The sequence below is a fragment of the Streptococcus sp. TATVAM-FAB8 genome, from assembly GCF_046592795.1.
In the GTDB taxonomy this organism is placed as follows: domain Bacteria; phylum Bacillota; class Bacilli; order Lactobacillales; family Streptococcaceae; genus Streptococcus; species Streptococcus ruminicola.
Window position 1 is genome coordinate 179303 of the sequence record NZ_JAWVPQ010000001.1, and the last position, 21597, is coordinate 200899.

The window sequence follows — 21597 nt, forward strand, 5'->3', positions numbered from 1 at the left end:
CACCCAAGGCTTTGGGATAAGAATATGAAACTCATTTCATGGAATATTGACTCAATTAATGCTGCTTTAACTAGTGATTCAGCCAGAGCTGTTCTTTCACGCGCCGTCATTGATACTTTGGTAACTGAAGACGCTGACATTATCGCTATCCAAGAAACAAAACTCTCAGCAAAAGGACCTACAAAGAAACACCTGCAAATTTTGGGTGACTACTTCCCAGATTATGACATTTCTTGGCGTTCTTCCGTTGAACCAGCTAGAAAAGGCTACGCTGGGACAATGTTTCTTTATAAAAAAGGGTTAACACCAGAAATCTCTTTTCCAGAAATCGGTGCCCCCGATACTATGGATAGTGAAGGGCGTATTATCACGCTTGAATTCGATAACTTTTACGTCACTCAAGTTTACACACCAAATGCTGGCGACGGGCTTAAACGCTTAGCTGAACGTCAACTTTGGGATGAAAAATACGCCCAATACCTAGCTGAACTTGACCAAAAGAAACCTGTTCTAGCTACTGGTGACTACAACGTTGCCCACCAAGAAATCGACCTTGCCAATCCAAATTCAAACCGCCGTTCTGCTGGATTTACCGATGAAGAACGTGCTGGCTTTACTAACTTGCTGGCTAAAGGGTTCACAGATACTTTCCGTCACCTTCATGGTAACATTCCAAACGTATACAGCTGGTGGGCACAACGTAGTAAGACAAGTAAGATTAATAACACTGGTTGGCGCATTGACTACTGGCTCACTTCAAACCGCATTGCAGATAAAGTAACAAAATCAGAAATGATTGACTCAGGCGCACGCCAAGACCATACACCAATTATCTTGGAAATTGATTTATAAGTAGTGTCATTTACAGTTTCAGCTGCCCACTGGACTTGACTCGCTTTTTAATTTCTTAGCTCGTGAAAAAACTGCCCACTGGGCAGTTTTTTTTACTCAACTCCTTTTAGAGCTTCAACCATATTAATGGTTTTAATTTTATGACTGATAATAAGTGTTGTAACAGCTGATGTCAACCAGACTAGGACACTGGCAATCAAAAGAACTTGCCAAGTGATGTAGGCTGTGTATTCAATACGAATGGTTGAGAAAGTTGCCACGTAGCATCTCAAGAACCAGATTCCCATTGGAATTCCCAGAATCCAACCAATTGATGTTGTCATGAGATTTTCAATCATGGTAATCAATTGTAAATTTTTCTTAGAAAAACCGAGAACTTGAAGCGTTGCATAATCACGCATCCTTTCGACAAAATTCAGAGAACCAAGGTTATAGAGAACAACAATGACAAGTAGCAAAGCAAAACCGATAATCATCAAAAACACACTCATCAAACTATTCACAAAATCATAAGCATTCTTTTCTTGATCTGATTTATTAATGACCGATAAGATATTTTGGTCATTTTTAATATCATCTTTTGAAACGGTCTTATCTACTAGCAATGTTTTCGGAGTGAATTTGCCACCAGCTGCTTCAAATGTTTCTGACCTGATGTAGGCTCCTTGGTTAGTCTCACTTGTGACAATCCCTTTAACTTCAAATGAGTAAGATTTACCGTCTTGATAAGGAGTTACTTTCAGAGTTTCTCCTTTTTTGATACCAGCTAATTCCGCAAAACGATTGGTAACATAAATGCCGCCTTCTTCAATTGCTTTGTTGTCAGCAGTTCTTGCATTAACAAAATCACCATCACTAACAATAATCAAAAGGCGATTATAGCCATCATCTTTTGAAAAATGAGCTCGGTTAATTTGTACCCCTTGACCTTGATAAGTTTTAGCTGCTTGATCGTAATTAGCAACCGTCAAGCGTTTAGCGTATGAAAAATCAGTATTGTACGCTTTATCCACCAAATGATTCATTGAAATTGGCATTCCGACACCAGCAATCAAAAGCATCATACTTCCTGCAACACCAACGATTCCCATGAGCACCCTCACCCTGTTAATAAAGGCATCACGAATCGCCCATTTGCTCTCATCAGAAATACGATTCCAAAAAAGAGGAAGTTTTTCAAGAAACACATGGTGAACTTTCTTCGTTTTTCCACGTAAGAAAACAGCTGGTAATCCTTTAATGACCTGACGAGATGCCAAATAAGCTGACAAGGTACAAATAAAGATGACAAGCAAAATGACAACCAACGATGACCACGAATAAGCAATCTGCCAATCTGGCAAGGTAAACATCGTCTTTTGTGTCTCAAACACAAAAAGCGACATCAAAGGAGAGACAGCCGCGCCAGCCAAAGCTCCAAAACTTCCAACTAATAAGCCAAAAGAAATATAATGCCAAGTGATTTGACCATTTGAATAGCCCAAAGCTTTAATGACTGCAATTTCTTTGGTTTGACTTTCAATCAGGCGTCGAATGGTCGTAAACATAGCAAGGATTGCTAAAAGGATAAAGATGAAAGAGAAAAGATAAGACAGATTTCGAATTTGTCCAACGCGTCCAGTCGCTTCTGACACTTCTGTCAACGTTTTCTGGTTATCATAAGAAAGCAAATGCTCCCCTAAAATCTCTTCAATATCGTGTCTGATGTCATCCTTTTTGGCATAAATATCGAGAGCATTATAAGTTGTGCGACCTCTCGTTACCTTGGCTAAGGCATTTTCTGACACATAGCCGTAAGCATAATTCTTAGAATTTGGTGCTAAATACTCAAGACTTCCCGTAAAATAAATCTTATCTGCTGACTCAACCAAACCTTTAATCGGAAAATGAACGGTTTGATTAGCAATAACAAGACTAACATCATCACCAAGCGTCAAATGATTTTTTTCCGCAAAATTCCTATCTAACCAAATGCCTTCAGAATCATTATCAAAGTTTTTTCCTTTATCAACAGTAATCACTTTTTTAGCCGATTCATCAAACGATTCTAAGGTTAGATACTTTTCTGAATCACTCTTAAGTTCAACCTTAGCTAGAAGCTTTGTCTTGGCATCAACCCTTTCCACAGAAGGTAAAGCTTTGATGTCTTTCATTTGATTGTTGCTAATAGCATCCGCTTGAAGCCAAACCGTAGGCAGGTGTGAATCTGAGATAAAAGTATCTAAACTTTTCTCCAAACCATGCCAAGCCCCCTGCAAACCAACAAAAATCAGCACACTTAACAAGGACATCAAAAACACTGAAAAGAATTGTTGCCAATGACGTCTGATATCCCGTCTGAGTTTTAAATTAAGATATTTCATCATTCTTCCAATCTATCCATTTTGAGCATCTTTGTTAACAATAGCATCAATTTTACCATCTTTTAAATAGATGACTTTATCTGCATATTTTTCAAATTCTGCATTGTGTGTTACCATCACAACTGCTACATCTTTATCAGCAGACGTTTCCTTTAAGAGTTCAATGATTTTCTGACCAGTTTTCGAATCCAAAGCTCCTGTCGGTTCATCACAAAGCAAAAGTTTTGGCTTCTTGGCTAAAGCTCTAGCGATTGACACACGCTGCATTTCTCCACCAGATAGCTGATTTGGAAAGTTATTTTTACGATGACTAAGACCAACTTTTTCTAAATACTGTTCTGATTGCTTTGCATTCTTTGTCAACTGGGCTGCAATGCTAATATTTTCCAAAGCCGTTAAACTTGGAACAAGATTGTAAAATTGAAAAACAAAGCCAACAACATCCTTACGGTAACGTGATAGATCTTTATCATTAAGTCCTGTCACATCAGTATCTTCAAATAAAAATTTACCACTCGTTGCTTGATCCATACCCCCAAGTAGATTTAGCATGGTACTTTTCCCTGAACCAGAAGGCCCTAAGATAATGGTAAATTTACCTTTTTCAATCGAAAATGACACATCATCCAAGGCCTTAACTTCTTGATCTCCGACCTGATAAATCTTGCTAATATTTTGAAATGTAATCATCTTATCTCCTAAAATTCTGTTAAAAACTTAACTTTTTCTTTTAATGACGGTTCTTTGTATTGTTCAATAATACGTTTTGACACCGCTTCTCTGTTGCTTGCAATAATCTCCTCTGCTTTCGCAACAGCTTCTTTAATCGGAACTACGATTGGCAGGTCGTAGTGTTTAATAATTTTTTCCAAGCGTTCTTCTTGGCTGCCTGTTACTAGCTCAGGTTGTTTGCCAATTGCAGCAAAACCTTCTTGAATCTCAAAATCAGATAACGTTCGGTATTTTTCTGATACTGGCCAATGACCATCTGGGGCCATAGCAAACTCTACTGGTAAATGCACCACATCGGTGTACCACATTTTCGAATGCATTTTCGCGACTTGACCATAAGCATCCATGTATTTGCGATAGAAACTTTTCCCAGGAATTCCTAAAATCGCTTTTGATAATCTATGGATGAAACCTGACCCAGGATTCAATCCTATTTTTAATCGAACCGTTCCATAAATCCATTCATTTAGCACCGAACCATCTGAAATAAAGCTAGAATTTTCTTTGTACAGAATTGCCTCTTCTCTTATTCTCTCTTCAAATCTCTTTAATCCCAAAGTCATGAGCTCAGTAGCATTCATGTCTTGAAATCTCCTACCTGGATAAATTTCAGTTAAAATTTCACGAGCAGACAGCGCATTAATCAAAGGTATCCCAGTTGCAATTGACAATGCCGTTGCTGTTGTCGTTTTCCCAGTTGAATAGGTTCCCGAAATAACCAGTCTGATTTCCCTTTTGTACATTTCTTCATTTTCCCATTAAACTAATATCATGATAAACATAATAAAAAACACTTAAGTCAAATTCCTTTCATTACCTTATATCGCATCAAATCATCCATACTCTCCTTTTCCATTTTTCCTTACCTTTCAATCATACAAAAGCGCAAAAAAACAGACATCCGTAATTTACGAATATCTGTTTACCTTTTTGGTTCAAGATTAGACTAATTTTAATTTGACGGCTTCTCGAACAGCACCTACTCGCCCTGTAACGTTTAATTTCGTGCAAATATTTGTCACATGGGTATCAACTGTTCGTCTGCTGATAAATAATTCTTTAGCAATTTGAGCATTGGAATATTCTTCAGCAATCAAGCGTAAAATGCTCAATTCAACCTCTGTCAACAATTGCTTTTTCTGACCTTCTAAAAGACTATCTGGAATGACACAATTCCCATTAGCGACATTGATAATAGTACTCGTTAATTCCGTACAAGATGTCTCTTTCGGCAAAAAAGCTTTGACACCAAGTTCATTGGCACGCTTGTGCAACATCGGCTCATAAAATCCTGAAATGAGAATAATCTTTGGAAAATCAATGTGCATTTGCTTTAATTGTTCAATCAACTCAAAACCATGAATATCCTTCAACATCAAATCCATGATTAGAACATCCACTTTTTTACACAACAAACAGAGTTTCAACTCTTCAACTTCTGTAAATGCACCGACAATGTCAAATTTTTCTTCTTGAGATAATTGTGTACAAATGCCTTGTAAAACCAACTCGTGGTCATCAATCACTGCTATTTTTATCATTCTTATCTCCTTTCGGCAATAGCATTCTGACTTTGGTTGGTGACTTTTCAATTTGCAATTCACCACCTAGAAGTGCCAATTTTTCAGCAATCACATTAAGTCCAAAATGGCTCTTGTGGTCATCTGGCCGTTCAACAAATTTACCATCATCAGAAACTTCAACCACAAGCTGATTGTCAGACTCAAACATAGCTAACTTAATCTGCTTAGCATTACCGTGCAAAATACTATTGGTAATCAATTCCTTTATCGAGCGTAAAATAAAATTACTCACTCGACTTTCAAAATGATAACTGTCAAAAGCCATCTCATGTTCAATCGTTACTGGTTCTTCTTTCTGAAACTTACTCAAGAGTTCCAAAATAGCATTTTTCAAGCCAAGTTCCTTAATCATCAAAGGATAAATGTTAGAGCACAGCTCACGCAGTTCAAAAACAACATCATCCAAAGTATTCAAGACCTCACTTTTGTCGACGTCTCCTGCAGACTCAATTTGTTTCTTATGGTAAATCACCTCTTGAATAATCGTGTCGTGAATAGTGATAGCAATGTCCTCACGCTCCATCTCAACGGCAGAAAAAATTGTTTGCCCATCCAGACGATAATTTAGCTGCTTTGCCATATCCATAAAATCCTTGATCATCGGCAAAGAACACAAAATAAACAAGAAACAGTAAACCACCACAAACCATATCGGCATAAATTTCATCATAACTGTAAAGGAAATCATGACAAAAGTTGACACGATTGCCTCCAAAATGTAAACCACAGGTAAGGGCAAGTGCGTTCTCGTTATCGTTAAACGATTAACAATTAAATGATTCACAGCTCCTATAATCGGAAGAAATAATAGAGGAATGGTACACGAAAACGGAAGGTCATAAGGTAAGGGAAAAACATAACCAATAAATAAAGGAATCAAACTGAGCAACGTCAATAAAATTAGATTAACCTTCTGCAAAAGAAATGATGAATAATCCTTTACCAAAGAAAGGGCAGCTAGTATCAACAAAAACGAGAAGCTGACATAAAAAATACCGCCAGATAAATATTTCACAAAAATCAAAGGAAATGAGAACTCTTGGACCAAAATGAAAATCAAAACGGTCACCAAAGAATACCCCATAACAATCCTTGAAAACAAAGACAATTTTGTTGCCGCTTCTTTAAGAATACTTGCTCGCCAAAAAACATCAATGAAAAAAGGAAGTAAGGTGATATACAAAACCACAAATAAGCGCCCTAAAGTATCTCCCATACTCGAAGGTATCAGGGAGCTAAGAAAGAATGCTGTCGCAATTAGAAACAGGCTATATCGCTTACTTGACCGACTCGTCTTGTCTTTTTTTAAAGGTAAAATCGCCCAAACTAATAACACAAAGGCTATCGCTTCAAAAATAAGAAACAAAGATTTAAATGACTGATTTCCCTTAAAAACAATCCGTTTTTCCTGATGATTACGCTCGACAAGAACAGATTTTGCCTGTTCGACAATTAGCCATTTATTCAGCAAAACGTTTTTTTTACTCTCTTGCTGATCAATTTTTAAAAGAAGATCTCCTTCAGAAAGTTCTGTTTCCTTGGCTAAGCCGCCATTGTGAATATCTGTAACTCGCCAATTACCATTCTTAAAATCAGCTTCAACTCCCAGATAATGGTGATGGCTTGTAAAAGCAAAATAATACACCCCAATCACTAAAAATAACAACAAGGATATTCTCAGCCAAACTTTCTTATTTATCCTAAGCATCTCTCATCTCCTTTTCCATAAAAATCCTCAAATCGTGTGATATGAGATTATTATAGCAAAAAAGGCATCAAAATAAGGTGTAATATTAAATATTCTGATTTTTTAAGGGCTGTAAGGCTAAAAAAATCCTGAGTCAAACTCAGGAAATCATTCTTAGTCTTTCAATAATTCAGCATACGACTTACGGTGACCAAGTTGCAAGACTTTACCATCTTTAACTAAAACAGGACGCTTAATCAACATACCATCAGAAGCAAGCAAATCAGCAGCTTCATCAACCGTTAAGCCATCAACCTTGTCTTTCAAGCCAAGTGCACGATAAGCTTGACCACTAGTGTTGAAAAAGTTTTTAACTGTAAAAGAAGAATTTTCAATCCATGACTTAATTTGATCAGCCTTTGGCGTATCAAGTGTGATATCAATCGCTTCAAAATCAGCCCCTAATTCTTTCAATTCTGCCTTAGCACGACGGCATGTGCTACATTTTGGATATTCGTAAAAAGTTAACATTATTCTTCCTCTTTTCTAAAAATAGCATTTTCATGCTCTAAAAGCCAACGTTTTCGCTCGATGCCTCCAGCATAACCAGTTAACTGCCCTTGACTACCTAAAACACGGTGACAAGGAACAATGATAGATAATGGATTTTTACCAACAGCACAGCCAACGGCTTGCACCGAACTACAGTTAATTTGTTTAGCAATTTCTCCGTAAGTCATTGTTTGACCATAGGGAATTTGTGCTAAAATTGCCCAAACTTTCTTTTGAAAAGCAGTACCTTCTGGCACTAAAGTTAAACGGCTAAGCTCAGGATTTTTTCCTGCAAAATAATCTTCCAGCCAAATTTCTATTTCATCTAAAAAGATATTACCTTCTTCAATTATTTGTTCTGTTTCATAGCCACGCTCAAAGTATTTTTGCCCCTCAAAATAAACACCTAAAATTCCATCATCACCAGCTAGCAACGAAAGATCTCCAATAGGTGACGAAAAAAACTTTCGCTTAATTTTTCCTGACATTTTAACTACCTCTTATAAGCTATTATCTTTCCAACGCTCATTGATTCTAGGAGTTCCATCAGAATTAAGTAAAGGTGTTATCCCTGAAGGATCACCAAGTCCACCAATAACTTCAAGATACTCAACCCCAGTTTCACGGTCAACTAGCAAAGTTAAATTTTGTTTTTTATTATCAAACTGAATACTGAAAAATCGTTCTTTCAACTGCTTTTGATAGTCTCTTAATTCTTTTTTCTCCATGATAAATCTCCTTTAAATCATTTTCCTCATTATATCAAATAAAGACAAAAAGAGCCGAGATTTAATCTCAGCTCATCTTAATTATTTCTTAGCAATTAAACGAACACGTACGATATTGTCGCTCGCTTCAAAGTTAGCTACCAAGTGATCAACTTTGGCTTTATCTGTTTCATCAAGATCAAGAAGGGTATAAGCATAATCACCTTTTGAACGGTTGATGATATTATCAATGTTAATGCCAAGTTCAGATACCGCTGTTGAAATTTTAGCCACGATATTTGGAACATTTTTATTAATAAGAGTAATACGATATGGTGCTGTCAAAGCTTGATGGACATTAGGGAAGTTAACTGAGTTTGTAATTTCACCGGTTTCCATAAATTGACGGATCGTCTTACCAGCCATGATAGCACAATTAAGTTCAGCTTCAGCTGTTGAACCACCCACGTGAGGGAAGACAGTGATTTTATCTTTGTTAAGCAATTCTTCAGTTCCGAAGTCTGTAATGTAACGTTTGACAACACCTGCTTCGATAGCTTCCAAAAGCGCTGCATTATCAACCAACTCACCACGCGCAAAGTTGATAACAACAGTTCCTTTTTGCATCAATCCAAAAGCTTCACTATCAAATGTATTACGAGTTTCATCTGTCAATGGTACGTGAACAGTAATGTAGTCACAGTTAGCAAAAATCTCTTTGACATCATCTACACGTTTGACATGGTGTGAAATATTCCAAGCTGTTTCAATAGAAACATATGGGTCGTAACCCAAAACATTCATCCCTAGACGTTGGGCGTAGTTGGCAATACGACCACCGATTGCTCCAAGTCCGATGACGCCAAGTGTTTTACCAGAAATTTCATTTCCAGCAAATTGTTTTTTGCCAGCTTCGACTTGTTTTGGAACGTCATCACCTGAAAGAGTATTGACCCAAGCGTTAGCTGCGATGTAATCACGTGCTGACATCAAAATTGATGCAAGCACCGCTTCTTTAACCGCATTAGCATTGGCACCCGGAGTGTTGAATACTACAATCCCTGCTGCTGTTGCATCGGCAATCGGAATGTTATTTGTACCCGCACCAGCGCGGGCAATTGCTTTTAGATTTTCTGGAAATTCAATGCCGTGAAGATTTTGACTACGAAGAATAAAAGCATCTGGATTTTCTGCTAAATCCCCATCAACTTGAAACTTATTTCCTAATTCTTTAAGACCTACTTGATTAATATTATTAAATGTTTTAACACTGTATACCATATTTACCCCTTTACACCAAGAGCCTGGGATAAAATCTCAGACTCAAATGGCTTATATCGCTATAAAAGAAAAATCTTGTTTATTCCTAATCAGAATCATTGACAGAAAGCCTTATTTGTTTTCTGCTTCAAATTTTTTCATGAATTCAATCAAATCAAGCACACCTTGACGAGGGAAGGCGTTGTAAAGACTTGCACGCATACCACCAACTGAACGGTGACCTTTAATATTTTTGAAACCAAGTGGTGTTGCTTCTGCAACAAACTTAGCATCAAGTTCTTTACTTGGTGTCACGAATGGAATATTCGCTACTGAACGTTCTGCTGGGTTCTTAACAGGATTTGTATAGAAGTCTGATTGGTCGATGAAGTCATACAAAAGACCTGATTTTTCACGGTTAGCAGCCTCCATCTTGTCAACACCACCGAAAGCTTTCACCCATTCAAAGACAAGTTTTGCAATGTAGATGCTGTATGCAGGTGGTGTATTATAAAGTGAACCCGCTTCAGCTTGGATACGATAATCAAGCATTGCAGAAAGTGTTGGCTCATCATTCAAGAAATCTTCACGAACAATAACAACAGTCACACCAGCAGGACCAATATTTTTTTGAGCGCCTGCATAAATCAATGCAAAATCTTCAACATTATAGCGAACCGCTAAAATATTAGAAGACATATCTGCCACAATTGGTACACCATTAGTGTCTGGAAGGTCATAAATAGAAGTTCCTTCAATAGTGTTATTTGTTGTGATGTGAACGTACGCAGCTTCAGGGTCAATATCTTTTGGATCAAATGTAGGAATATGATCATATACAGTATCTTCTGACGAGGCTAGGAGCAAGGGTTCAAAAGGAACGGATTTGGACAATTTAACAGCTTCAGCATAAGCTTTTTTACCCCATGATCCACCAACTAGATAATATGCCTTACGTCCCTTAGCTAGGTTTAAAGGAAGCATAGTGAATTGTGTAGATGCTCCGCCTTGAAGGAACATTACTTTGTAATTATCAGGAATTGCCATCAATTCACGCAATAATTTTTCAGCTTCTTTAATGATATTATCAAACTCTTTGGAACGGTGGGACATTTCTAAAACACTCATGCCGCTACCTTGGTAGTCAAGCATTTCACGCTGTGCTTGTTCAAGCACTGGTTTTGGTAACACTGCAGGACCTGCAGAGAAATTGTAAATTGTCATAAAAATACCTCCGTATAATGGTATAAATTATATCACAATTTTCTGAATTTTGTAAAGATTTTTACGGATTTTTATCCAAAATATTTATGAATAACCATGTTATAATAGTAAATAACAAACATTAAGGAGAAAAAATGATTATCAAAGAATTTTGTGCTGAAAACACAACTTTGCTCAGCCAACTTGACTCATCTGTTAAACGCGTCGAACTTTGTGACAATTTAGCCGTTGGTGGAACAACTCCTTCATACGGTGTCATCAAAGAAGCTGCGCGCTATCTTCACGAAAAAGAAATCTCACTCGCTACAATGATTCGTCCACGTGGTGGTAACTTTGTTTATAACGATAGCGAACTTCGAATCATGGAAGATGATATTCTTCGTGCAGCAGAATTAGAAAGTGACAACCTAGTTCTTGGGCTTTTAACTGAAGATAACCACATCGATGTTGAAGGGATTGAACAACTTCTTCCATCAACTCAAGGCTTGCCACTAGTCTTTCATATGGCATTTGACCAAATTCCTCTTGCTGATCAAAAAGAAGCTATTGACCAACTTGTCGACCTTGGTTTTGTACGTATCCTAACTCATGGTTCTTCAGAAAATAATGATATTTTTGAAAATGTTGACCATCTTAAAGAACTGGTTGATTACGCCGACGGACGTATTGAAATCATGATTGGCGGTGGTGTCACAGCTGACAATTACCAAGAATTGATTGAAAAAACAGGTGCCCAAGCTGCACACGGAACTAAGATTCGTTAATAACCCTATAGCACTTTGTGATGACAAGGTGCTTTTTTTATACCAAAAAATCCGAATTCATTTGAACTCGGATTTTCCATCACATTTATGTTAATTTTGGAGATATTTTTGTCACCTAAACGGCGTCTCCTCCACGTTCACCTGTACGAATTCGGATGACTTCTTCAATGGGAAGAATGAAGATTTTCCCATCTCCGACTTCTCCAGTGTGAACAGCTTTGCAGATAATATCTACAATTTCGTCAACCGCTGCATCATGAGTAACGATTTCAACTTTGACTTTTGCAAGCAATGTTGGAACAATTTTTTGACCACGAACATATTCTGCAAAACCTCGTTGGTTACCATACCCTAAAACTTGGCTGACGGTCATCCCTTTTGTAAAACCAGCCTTTGATAAGGCATCTTTCAGATCTTCCAAGCGATCTGGACGAATAATAGCCTCGATTTTTTTCATAATGTACACCCTTTCTAAACGTCTCTATTGCAACTTAGTTTAACTCAGTTTTTTATTTTCGACAAGCCAAACGTTGCTGCTTATGAATCCAATCCCATGAAAGTTGGGTAAGCTGTTTCTTCATGTTCGCTGTCATCAAGACCAATAGCTTCGGCACGGTCTTCAACTCGAATACTTGTAAAGATTGAGATAATCTTAACAATGATGAATGTAGCAACTGCTGACCAAACGATTGTGAAAATAATAGCTGCGATTGTTACTAGGAAAAGATGTGCATTTCCGTAAATCAAACCAATATTGTGTTTATCAAGAGCAAGTTCTGGTGTTGTGAAAAGTCCTGTTACCAATCCACCAAAGATACCACCGATACCGTGACAACCAAAAGCATCAAGTGCGTCGTCGTAACCAAATTTGCTTTTAAGAACTGAAATAGCGAAATAACAAATTGGGCTTACACAAAGACCAATTAGAAGTGAACTCCAAGTTGAAACAAAACCTGCACCAGGTGTGATAGCGACAAGTCCTGCAACCAAACCAGTTGAAGCACCTACAAGTGAGAATTTACCAGTCAATGTTTTTTCAATAAGCAACCAAGAAAGCATTGCTGCCGCTGCTGAAATATGAGTTGTTACAAAGGCATGAACAGCAAGTCCATCAGCTGCTAAAGCTGAACCTGCGTTAAATCCAAACCAACCGAACCATAGTAGACCAGCACCTAAGAAAACAAATGGAACATTGTGAGGACGGTATTCTAAACGATCATAATCACGACGTTTACCAAGAAGAATGGCTAATACCAAACCAGAAACCCCTGAAGTAATATGAACTACATCACCACCGGCAAAGTCAATCGTACCCCATTGAGCCAAAAGCCCTTCGTCCCAAACCATATGAGCAAATGGGAAGTAAACCAACAACAACCAGAAAATAACAAAGATAACTAATGGTGTGAATCGCATGCGCCCTGCTGCCGCTCCTGTTAAAATGGCAACAGTAATGATTGGAAACATCATTTGGAAAGCTGCGAACAAAGCATCTGGAATAGCTAAGCCACGCGTACTAGCTGATTCACTAACACCTTTGAAGAATAGATGAGAGAAGTTACCAATAAGACTTCCGTTCCCGCCAAATGAAAGGGAGTAACCACAAACCATCCACATTACTGAGGCAACTGCAATAGGAATCGCACACATCATCATAGTGTTGATGACATTTTTACGTCTTCCTAAACCACCGTAGAAGAAGGCTAAGCCAGGTGTCATTAAGAAGACTAGGCCAGCACAGATAATCATAAAAGCAATACTTCCTGCATCCATATCAAAAACTCCTTTTATTTTCTAAGGTTTTAGTTTTTAAAACCAAATTTCAAATCTCTAACTATGTGTTAGATTTTTATGTTAGATAATATAACACTATTTTTTGGACAAGTAAAGGGTTTTTGGATAAATTTTCTAAATTTTCTAATTTTATAACAAGTGATGTCAGAGCTGAATTTCAGTAAAAAATGTTCATTCAGCCTTATTTTAAAAGCTTTTAGCAATATTTCAAAAATACACAAGATGTTAGTTTTTAGTTCGTTTTCTTTATAACCATATATGTTATGTTTTCTGACATATGATTGTAAACAAACTAAAAAATCGGGGAAAAATCCCGATTTTTAATGTTTTTTATGAAATACCGTGATAAGCGTTATAAACTTCTTGGCGATTTAAACCATAAGTTTTGGCAACTTTTTTAATGGCTTGGTTAGGTTTGTCTCCAGCTTCGACTAAACTAGCTACAAGTTCTGCTGGATTTAAGTCTTCAGCTGCTTTTTCAGCCTGTGCCTCTTCATCTTGACCAGACACGATTAACAAACATTCACCTTTTAATGGATTTTCAGCAATGTAATCCAAAAGTTCTGAAATTGCGCCGCGTTGGTATTCTTCATAGAGTTTTGTCAATTCACGGACTAAAACAACTTGTCTGTCACCATAGACAGCTAACATGTTCTCCAACGTATCTGACACACGATAAGGTGATTCATAGAAGATTTGAGTCTCAGGATAAGCTTTTTTGCTTTCAAAAAAGTCTTTTTGCTGTCCTGATTTTCGTGGCAAGAAACCATAAAAGATGTGAGGCTGCGGTGCTAGACCACTTGCAATCAAAGCTGTAATCCCCGCTGAAGCACCAGGAAGAGCAACTACTGTAATGTCTTCAGCAATCGCCGCTTTCACCAAATCATGACCTGGATCTGAAATTGATGGCATACCAGCATCTGATACTTGTGCCAAGTTTTTTCCAGCTTTCAAAAGCTCGATTAACTCTGGGATTTTTTCATAAGCATTATGCTCATGAAAACTAATTTGCTTAACAGCAATATCAAAGTGCTTCAACAAGAGACCTGTATTACGAGTATCTTCTGCGCAAATAAAATCAGCTGTTTTAAGGGTCTCCACAGCACGAAAAGTCATATCTTGTAAGTTACCAATAGGTGTTGGAACAAGATACAGTGTCCCGTAGTCGCTCTGACCTTTGAAACTTTTTTGTACTTTCATATCAGATAACTACTCCCTATCTAAGACTTCCATACAGAACATGCATTCTTCGTCATTTTCACGACGTTGTCCGTAATAGTCATTACAAATATGGAAACCATCATGGTAAATACTTTCAATATATTTCTTACCTTGTTTAGAAGATTTTACAGGAGCTTCTTGTTCTAATTGAGAAAGACGAGTGCGTAATTTGTCATTCTCAAGTCGAAGAGCCGTATTTTCTTCTAACAAAGATTGTACTTGTTTTTTCATGGCTTCAATTTCAGCCAAGGTAATCATTAAATTTTGTGAAAAGCCATCAAAGGCATCAAATAATTCTTTTTTATCCACGTACTTTGACCTCCTCTAAAGCATAAGTTAAAAGAGTATGTCGTTCAGGTAATCTCACCTTAACAGTATCAGAAAAGACATCGATTCCTGCAATAACTCCTAATCCATCAACTGTTTCAATTTCTGTCCCCAAATCAGGGAATTTCTCCTTAGAGGTTTTATAAAACTCATCTTCAAAGCTCAAGCAGCACATCAAACGACCACAGATACCAGCCGTTTTTCCAGTGCTAAGTGACATGCCTTGATTTTTTACCATTTTGATTGATACCGGTGGAAATTCTCCTAAGAAACTAGCGCAACAAAGGGCACGGCCACAAGGGCCAACACCACCATAAACTTGTGCTTCTTCACGACTATTGATTTGGCGAAGTTCAATACGTGTTTTGAAGTGGGCCGCTAAATCACGCAAAAGCTGACGGAAATCCACACGGTCTTCCGCACAAAATGTAATCAAGACATAACTTCTTTCCAAAGGAAAGACAATGTCGATGACTTTCATTTTAAGCTGATTAGCCTCAATCAACTCATTTACTTTGTCAAATGAATTCATCGCCAAAGTTATATTCTCTTGATAAGCTTGAAAATCTTTATCATTTGCTTGACGAAGGACGCTATCCATTTCAGCAGGTAATTTAACCTCGTCCATATCTTCATTAGCTGTCACAACTTGAGCTAAGCGACAACCTTTTTTATTCTTGATGACTAAATAATCACCAACTTGATAGTTTTGGTTTGGCAAAACATAGACAACTTTGCCTGTTTCTTCGTATTTTACACTCAATACTTCTGTCATGAAATCACCATATATTCTAGCACATTTTGGAAGCTAACATTACTTCTCCACATTTGCTGTGCCTTATAACTTTTCTCTAAATAAGTTAGACTCTCTTTTTGATTAAACTGCTTTGCTAAGAACAAAGGGAGCAGTTGAAAAACTAGTTCTTGCTCAGACTTTTCAGGTGCCGCCTGAACCAAGCGTCCTGTTTCCAAATACGCTGTTGCTTTATCTTTAAAGAGAATTGAGATAAAGCGTTCAATCGTCTGAAGCAAGTCTAAAATCTTTTTGTCAGCCATCAAATCATCTAAATGAGCTGGGGTTTTAGCCAATTCACCTAAGATATCTGCCTGAGTTTTCAGAATGCCAGCTTTCTCAGCTTGTTCGACCAAAAGCTTTTTGTTTTTTGGAAAACGAAAGACTTGTGTACGACTCTTAATCGTCGGAAGCACCTTGCTTTCATCACTAGTCAATAGAATCATGTAAGAAGAACTTTGAGGTTCTTCAATGAATTTCAAAAGACTGTTAGCAGCGTTGACGTGCATCTTTTCACAGTCTTGAATAATGAAAACCTGTGATTTTCCTTCAAATCCTGAACGTGAAAAGTCACGCATCATTTCACGAATCGTCTCTGTCTTGATAATCTGTCCAGTCGGTTTAACCACCTTAACGTCTGAGAAATCATTGTCATCTATCAATTGACATTCACGGCATTTCCCACAAGGTCTACCGTCATGCAAATTCTCACAGAAACGACTTTTGGCAAGATAGAGTGCAAAATCAAAGCTGGCAAAATCCCCTGAAAAAAGATAGGCGTGGTTCATCCTATCTGATTTTAAAATCTGATTAAAGTCTTTAAAAAGTTGGGGTTGCAAGCACTCTAAATCCATTTTAATTCCTTTACTTTTTTTAGCTTAAATACTCAAGAATCACTTGTGTTGCTTCTGCAACAACTTGATCAAGATCACGAGACGCATCAATGGTTACAATACGTTCTTCTGTCTGAGCCAAAGCTAGATATCCTTGTCTAACACGCTTGTGCATGTCTAATTTTTCCAAATCAAGACGATTGACTTCACGATCAGCATTTTTAGCAATGCGAGCCAATCCGATTTCCGATTCAACGTCAAAATAAAGCGTCAAATCAGGTTCTCTACCGTCAGTTGAGAATTCATTTAACTTAGCGATAATATCCTTATCAAGTCCACGTCCTGCGCCTTGATAAGCTACTGAGCTATCAATAAAACGGTCAATCAAGACCACCTTACCAGCTTCTAAAGCCGGCAAAACCTTTTCAACATAGTGTTGACGTCTAGCTGCCATATAAAGAAGCAGCTCTGTTTTACTATCCATCGCAACATGCTTAACATCTAAAATAACATCACGAATGCGTTCTGCAATTTCAACACCACCAGGCTCACGCGTGGTTACAATATCATAGCCCTTCTCTTGCAAAACTGGAAGCACTTTTTCAAGAACTGTTGTTTTTCCAGCACCGTCTGGACCTTCAAATGTAATGATTATACCGTTTTTCATGAAAATTCCTTAATACTATTTTCTTTACTTCTATTTTATCAAAAATCATACAAAAAAGCACTGCAAATCTTAGCAATGCTTCTATATATTCCTTAGTCAATAACTTTAGCTGATGTCAATTCAATCGCATCAACTTGAATCCCCTGCTTAATCAATTTTTCACGCAAATCTGTTACATCTGCTTTGCCATCGATTTGAATCTCAATAGCTACCTTGCCTGATCTACGTGTCGCAACTACTGTACGCTTGATATTAAGGTTATCAGCAGAAATCGTGTCAACAATTTTAGCTAGAGTCCCAACAGTATCATCTGCCGTTATGATAACACGAACCCCTTCTTCACCATATCCTGATACTTCCAAGAATGCTTTAAAAACGTCTTTCTCAGTAATCACACCGAAAACTTGACCTGCCTCAACAACTGGGAGAATTCCAACTTGATTCTTCATCATGGCATAGACAGCATCTTCAAGGCTAGCATAAGGTGAAACTGTGACAACATCACGAATCATAATGTCACGAATTTTTGTTTTATTTAACAAATAATTCATTTCATAAATAGAAAGTGTTGTCGCTTTTGAAGGACTTGCTTCAGCCATTGTTCTTTCAGTAACAACACCAACAAGTCTATCATTTTCAATAACTGGCAAGCGGCGCAATCCTTGTTCTCGCATCATATCCGCTGTATGAGCGACCGTTGTATCTGGTGATACGTAGACAACTTTTCTCGTCATAAAATCTTTAACTGCCATAATTAATCTCCGCTTATTTTTCTTATATTTATTATATCACAAACTGCAAACGATTCCTAAAAAGGTGAAAAAGGCTGAAACAAGAAAGGGCAGACCTTTGTCCACCCTGTCATCAAGAACCGTTAAAAGTCTATTCTTATCCACCAAGATAAGCTTTACGGACTTCTTCAGATTCCAATAGTTCTTTACCTGTTCCAGAAAGAACAACTTTACCTGTTTCTAACACATAGCCACGGTCAGCAATCGCTAGAGCTTTATTGGCATTTTGTTCAATCAGCAAAACAGTTGTTCCTTGTTTTTGAATATCTTGAATGATATCAAAAATTTCTTGAATAAAGATTGGCGCAAGCCCCATTGAAGGTTCATCAAGAAGCAACAATTTAGGTTGGCTCATCAAAGCACGTCCCATAGCAAGCATTTGTTGTTCACCACCTGAAAGTGTGGCTGCATCTTGCATTTTACGTTCTTCAAGGCGTGGGAAGCGGTCAAAAACTTTCTTCAAATTCTTTTGATTTTCTTCACGATCATTGCGCAAGAAAGCTCCCAATTCAAGGTTTTCAAGAACAGTCAAGCCAGGAAAAACATGGCGTCCTTCAGGAACTTGTGATAAGCCACTAGCAACAATCTTACGAGCTGGCTCTTTTTGAATTTCCTGACCAAGAAATTCAATTTTTCCCGCACTTGGACGAACCAAGCCTGAAATTGTACGAAGAATAGATGTTTTCCCTGCACCATTAGCACCGATAAGGGTAACCACTTCACCTTCATTAACTTCAAAAGAAACATCTTTTACAGCCTGGATAACGCCGTAATGTACTGATAAATTATCAACTTTTAACATTGCCATTACCCTTCACCTCCAAGATATGCTTCAATGACACGTTGATTTGTTTTAATTTCATCTGGTGTTCCATGAGCGATTAAACGTCCATATTCAAGAACATAAATGCGCTCTGTAACTTCCATAACAAGACTCATATCATGTTCGATAAGCATGATTGTAATATCAAATTCTTCTTTAATACGACGAATCAATTGTGTTAATTCCGCTGTTTCTTGTGGGTTCATCCCTGCTGCGGGTTCATCCAAGAAAAGAATTTTAGGTTCTGTCGCAAGGGCACGAACAATTTCCAAACGACGTTGTTGTCCATAAGGAAGGTTTTTAGCCAAAGTTTCTGCATCCCCATCAAGGTCAAAAATAGCAAGAAGTTCCATTGCTTTTTGACGAAGTTTTGCTTCACTATGATAGAACTTAGGCAAACGAAGGAAACTTGCCAAAAGATGTGGATTATTTTGATTAGCCATACCAACAAGTACATTTTCCAAAACTGTCATATCCTTAAAGAGACGAATATTTTGAAAAGTACGTGAAAGCCCAAGCGATGCAATTTTATAAGGTTTCTTACCATTTAATAATGTACCGTCAAGAGAAACTGACCCTTCACTTGGCTCATAAACACCTGTCAAAAGATTGAAAAGCGTTGTTTTACCAGCACCGTTTGGTCCGATAAGCCCAACTAACTCACCTTTATCAAGGTGCATTGTCACATCACCAACAGCTGTCAAACCACCGAAATTTTTAGTTAGATTTTTAACATCAAGCAATGCCATTAGTGATTACCTCCTTTGCCTTTATTAAAGAATCGAGACAAGGTAAATTCTTTTGTCCCTAAAAGTCCACCTGGACGGAAAATCATGACTAAAATCAAAGCAAGTGAGTAGATAATCATACGGAGGTTTGAAACATTTTGCAAGAACATGTTCAAAATACCTAAGACAATAGCCGCAAGGATAGTACCTGTAATTGATCCAAGGCCACCAAGAACAGCAATGATCAAATAATCAATTGATTTCATAATCGTAAAATCTTTTGGAACGACTGTTCCGATGTAACCAACGTAAAGAGACCCTGCAATAGCAGAAATAATTGCCCCCATAACGAAAATCATGACTTTCATTTTCGTTACGTTAACTCCCATTGACTCTGCTGCAATTTCATCTTCGCGCACAGCAATGACTTGACGCCCAGTAGATGATCGCAAGAAATTCAAAATCAAAACGGTAACTCCTGCTACAAAGATAAAGATAACTGGCCATGATGTGTATGGCAAAATTCCAGTTAAACCAGCCGCACCATTTGTTAAATCACCACCATTAACGATAACAATACGGATGATTTCAGCCATACCAAGTGTTGCGATGGCAAGATAGTCACCTTTCAAACGAAGTGTTGGCACACCAAAGACAAGAGCTACAAGAACCGCAACCACTACCCCAACAAGCATTGAGAAGTAAAAGCCACCGTATGTTGGATTTTGCTGCGTGATAATGGCTGTCGCATAAGCACCGATTGCCATGAAACCAGCTTGTCCAAGAGTAAACTGACCTGAGAAACCAAGCACCAAGTTAGTCCCAAGTCCCATCAAAATACTAATACCAATTCCCATTAAGATTTGGATATAGTAAAGGTTTAAAATATTGGTTTTGGTTAATAATTCAATGATTCCAAAAAGAACCACAATAATCGCAAGCCAAGAAAGGTTAAGTTTTAGATTCTTTTTCATTTTCTACACCTTCTCTTTCACATTTTTACCGAGGATACCAGCAGGTCTTACCAAAAGAATAATGATTAAGACAGCGTAAACAATAGCATCACGGTAGCTTGAGAGGTTAACCGAAATTGATAAAGTCTCTAAAATACCAATCACAAATCCACCAAGAGCAGCACCTGGAATGATTCCAATACCACCAAGAACGGCAGCGACAAAGGCTTTAATACCAGGCGTCATCCCCATAAGCGGCTCGATTGAATTATAGTAAAGTCCAATCAAAACACCAGCAGCTCCAGCAAGTGCTGAACCAAGGGCAAAGGTAAAACTAATTGTCGAATTAACATTAATCCCCATCAACTCAGCTGCATCACTATCGACTGATACCGCACGCATGGCTTTACCCATTTTTGTCTTTTGAACAATCAATTGCAAAGCAACCATCAAAACAAGTGAGACAAGCAAAATCAACAATTGAATGTTAGTCACCGTCACAGGACCAAGCTTATAGCTAACAATATCAATAGCTTGCGGGAATGAACGTGTATTGGCTCCCACAAAGAAAACCATACCGTATTCAAGCAAGAAAGAAACACCGATAGCTGTAATCAAGGCAGCAATACGAGTTGAGTGACGCAAAGGACGATAAGCCAAGAATTCAATAACCATTCCGATAAAGGCTGTCACAATCATTGTCACAATCAGCGCAAGCCAAAAATTCATATGAAGTGTGCTAATCGCATAGTATCCAATAAAAGCACCCAACATGTAAATATCGCCATGTGCAAAGTTAATTAATTTAATAATCCCATAAACCATGGTATAACCCAAGGCAAGCAAAGCATAAATACTTCCTAGAATAATACCATTAACCAGTTGTTGGGGAAGTTGTTCTAAAAACATAAAATACCAAACTTTCTAGTCATGTGATATAAAA

24 protein-coding genes are annotated in these 21597 nt (G+C 37.7%); 2 read left to right on the forward strand and 22 right to left on the reverse strand.

The window, feature by feature from the left end; all coding sequences use genetic code 11:
* The first annotated feature begins 24 nt into the window (after positions 1-24).
* Entirely contained in the window at positions 25-852 is an 828-nt protein-coding gene (locus SFC32_RS00855) for an exodeoxyribonuclease III (protein WP_411049614.1), read from the forward strand.
* A 92-nt stretch (positions 853-944) separates the two neighbouring features.
* Here the strand turns inward: SFC32_RS00855 and SFC32_RS00860 are convergent, their stop codons facing one another.
* The 10 genes from SFC32_RS00860 to serC all read right to left on the reverse strand — a co-directional run bounded on the left by SFC32_RS00860 (position 945) and on the right by serC (position 10960).
* A complete protein-coding gene (locus SFC32_RS00860; protein WP_411049615.1) occupies positions 945-3215 on the reverse strand; it encodes an ABC transporter permease in 2271 nt (756 codons plus the stop codon).
* 12 nt (positions 3216-3227) lie between these two features.
* Positions 3228-3905, reverse strand: a complete 678-nt coding sequence (locus SFC32_RS00865) for an ABC transporter ATP-binding protein (protein ID WP_074564223.1) — start codon at positions 3903-3905, stop codon at positions 3228-3230.
* 8 nt (positions 3906-3913) lie between these two features.
* Positions 3914-4690, reverse strand: coding sequence for an AAA family ATPase (locus tag SFC32_RS00870; protein ID WP_411049617.1), 777 nt, complete (start codon positions 4688-4690; stop codon positions 3914-3916).
* A 198-nt stretch (positions 4691-4888) separates the two neighbouring features.
* On the reverse strand, positions 4889-5488 hold the full coding sequence (locus tag SFC32_RS00875) for a response regulator transcription factor (protein WP_039696457.1): 600 nt from the start codon (positions 5486-5488) through the stop codon (positions 4889-4891).
* The gene (locus SFC32_RS00880; RefSeq protein WP_411050216.1) at positions 5466-7238 is read right to left on the reverse strand and encodes a sensor histidine kinase; all 1773 of its coding nucleotides are present in this window, start codon (positions 7236-7238) and stop codon (positions 5466-5468) included. The genes SFC32_RS00875 and SFC32_RS00880 overlap by 23 nt, the downstream gene beginning before the upstream one ends.
* 153 nt (positions 7239-7391) lie before the next feature.
* Positions 7392-7748, reverse strand: a complete 357-nt coding sequence (locus SFC32_RS00885) for an arsenate reductase family protein (RefSeq protein ID WP_074564228.1) — start codon at positions 7746-7748, stop codon at positions 7392-7394.
* Positions 7748-8257 (reverse strand): methylated-DNA--[protein]-cysteine S-methyltransferase, encoded by a 510-nt coding sequence (locus SFC32_RS00890; RefSeq protein WP_411049619.1) that lies wholly within the window; start codon positions 8255-8257, stop codon positions 7748-7750. Before SFC32_RS00890 ends, SFC32_RS00885 begins: the two co-directional genes overlap by 1 nt.
* A 12-nt stretch (positions 8258-8269) precedes the next feature.
* Positions 8270-8497, reverse strand: a complete 228-nt coding sequence (locus SFC32_RS00895; protein ID WP_411049620.1) for a DUF6440 family protein — start codon at positions 8495-8497, stop codon at positions 8270-8272.
* Between the two features lie 81 nt (positions 8498-8578).
* The gene (locus SFC32_RS00900; RefSeq protein WP_411049621.1) at positions 8579-9757 is read right to left on the reverse strand and encodes a 3-phosphoglycerate dehydrogenase family protein; all 1179 of its coding nucleotides are present in this window, start codon (positions 9755-9757) and stop codon (positions 8579-8581) included.
* A 111-nt stretch (positions 9758-9868) separates the two neighbouring features.
* Complete coding sequence (gene serC / locus SFC32_RS00905) at positions 9869-10960, reverse strand: 3-phosphoserine/phosphohydroxythreonine transaminase (protein ID WP_039696452.1); 1092 nt, start codon at positions 10958-10960, stop codon at positions 9869-9871.
* A 134-nt stretch (positions 10961-11094) separates the two neighbouring features.
* Here serC and SFC32_RS00910 point away from each other — a divergent pair, with 134 nt between their 5' ends.
* The gene (locus SFC32_RS00910; RefSeq protein ID WP_258250343.1) at positions 11095-11724 is read left to right on the forward strand and encodes a copper homeostasis protein CutC; all 630 of its coding nucleotides are present in this window, start codon (positions 11095-11097) and stop codon (positions 11722-11724) included.
* 115 nt (positions 11725-11839) lie between these two features.
* Here SFC32_RS00910 and SFC32_RS00915 read toward each other — a convergent pair whose 3' ends face one another.
* From SFC32_RS00915 to SFC32_RS00970, 12 genes are all read right to left on the reverse strand, one after another.
* Complete coding sequence (locus SFC32_RS00915; RefSeq protein WP_039696436.1) at positions 11840-12181, reverse strand: P-II family nitrogen regulator; 342 nt, start codon at positions 12179-12181, stop codon at positions 11840-11842.
* A gap of 80 nt (positions 12182-12261) precedes the next feature.
* The gene (locus SFC32_RS00920; RefSeq protein ID WP_411049622.1) at positions 12262-13497 is read right to left on the reverse strand and encodes an ammonium transporter; all 1236 of its coding nucleotides are present in this window, start codon (positions 13495-13497) and stop codon (positions 12262-12264) included.
* Positions 13498-13848: 351 nt separating this feature from the next.
* Entirely contained in the window at positions 13849-14718 is an 870-nt protein-coding gene (rsmI, locus tag SFC32_RS00925) for a 16S rRNA (cytidine(1402)-2'-O)-methyltransferase (RefSeq protein ID WP_074868248.1), read from the reverse strand.
* Positions 14719-14727: 9 nt separating this feature from the next.
* Entirely contained in the window at positions 14728-15048 is a 321-nt protein-coding gene (gene yabA / locus SFC32_RS00930) for a DNA replication initiation control protein YabA (RefSeq protein ID WP_039696433.1), read from the reverse strand.
* Positions 15041-15841 carry a stage 0 sporulation family protein gene (locus SFC32_RS00935; RefSeq protein WP_039696432.1) on the reverse strand — a complete coding sequence of 267 codons (801 nt, stop codon included), beginning with the start codon at positions 15839-15841 and terminating at the stop codon, positions 15041-15043. The genes yabA and SFC32_RS00935 overlap by 8 nt, the downstream gene beginning before the upstream one ends.
* A complete protein-coding gene (locus SFC32_RS00940; RefSeq protein WP_411049623.1) occupies positions 15838-16713 on the reverse strand; it encodes a DNA polymerase III subunit delta' in 876 nt (291 codons plus the stop codon). Before SFC32_RS00940 ends, SFC32_RS00935 begins: the two co-directional genes overlap by 4 nt.
* 19 nt (positions 16714-16732) lie before the next feature.
* Positions 16733-17359, reverse strand: a complete 627-nt coding sequence (tmk, locus tag SFC32_RS00945) for a dTMP kinase (RefSeq protein WP_411049624.1) — start codon at positions 17357-17359, stop codon at positions 16733-16735.
* 92 nt (positions 17360-17451) lie between these two features.
* Positions 17452-18111: a CBS domain-containing protein gene (locus SFC32_RS00950; protein ID WP_411049625.1), complete on the reverse strand. Its 660-nt coding sequence runs from the start codon at positions 18109-18111 to the stop codon at positions 17452-17454.
* Between the two features lie 136 nt (positions 18112-18247).
* On the reverse strand, positions 18248-18958 hold the full coding sequence (locus SFC32_RS00955; protein WP_074564244.1) for an ABC transporter ATP-binding protein: 711 nt from the start codon (positions 18956-18958) through the stop codon (positions 18248-18250).
* Positions 18958-19722: an ABC transporter ATP-binding protein gene (locus SFC32_RS00960; RefSeq protein WP_039696427.1), complete on the reverse strand. Its 765-nt coding sequence runs from the start codon at positions 19720-19722 to the stop codon at positions 18958-18960. The genes SFC32_RS00955 and SFC32_RS00960 overlap by 1 nt, the downstream gene beginning before the upstream one ends.
* Entirely contained in the window at positions 19722-20675 is a 954-nt protein-coding gene (locus SFC32_RS00965; RefSeq protein WP_411049626.1) for a branched-chain amino acid ABC transporter permease, read from the reverse strand. The genes SFC32_RS00960 and SFC32_RS00965 overlap by 1 nt, the downstream gene beginning before the upstream one ends.
* 3 nt (positions 20676-20678) lie before the next feature.
* Complete coding sequence (locus SFC32_RS00970) at positions 20679-21563, reverse strand: branched-chain amino acid ABC transporter permease (protein WP_074564247.1); 885 nt, start codon at positions 21561-21563, stop codon at positions 20679-20681.
* Positions 21564-21597: the final 34 nt, after the last annotated feature.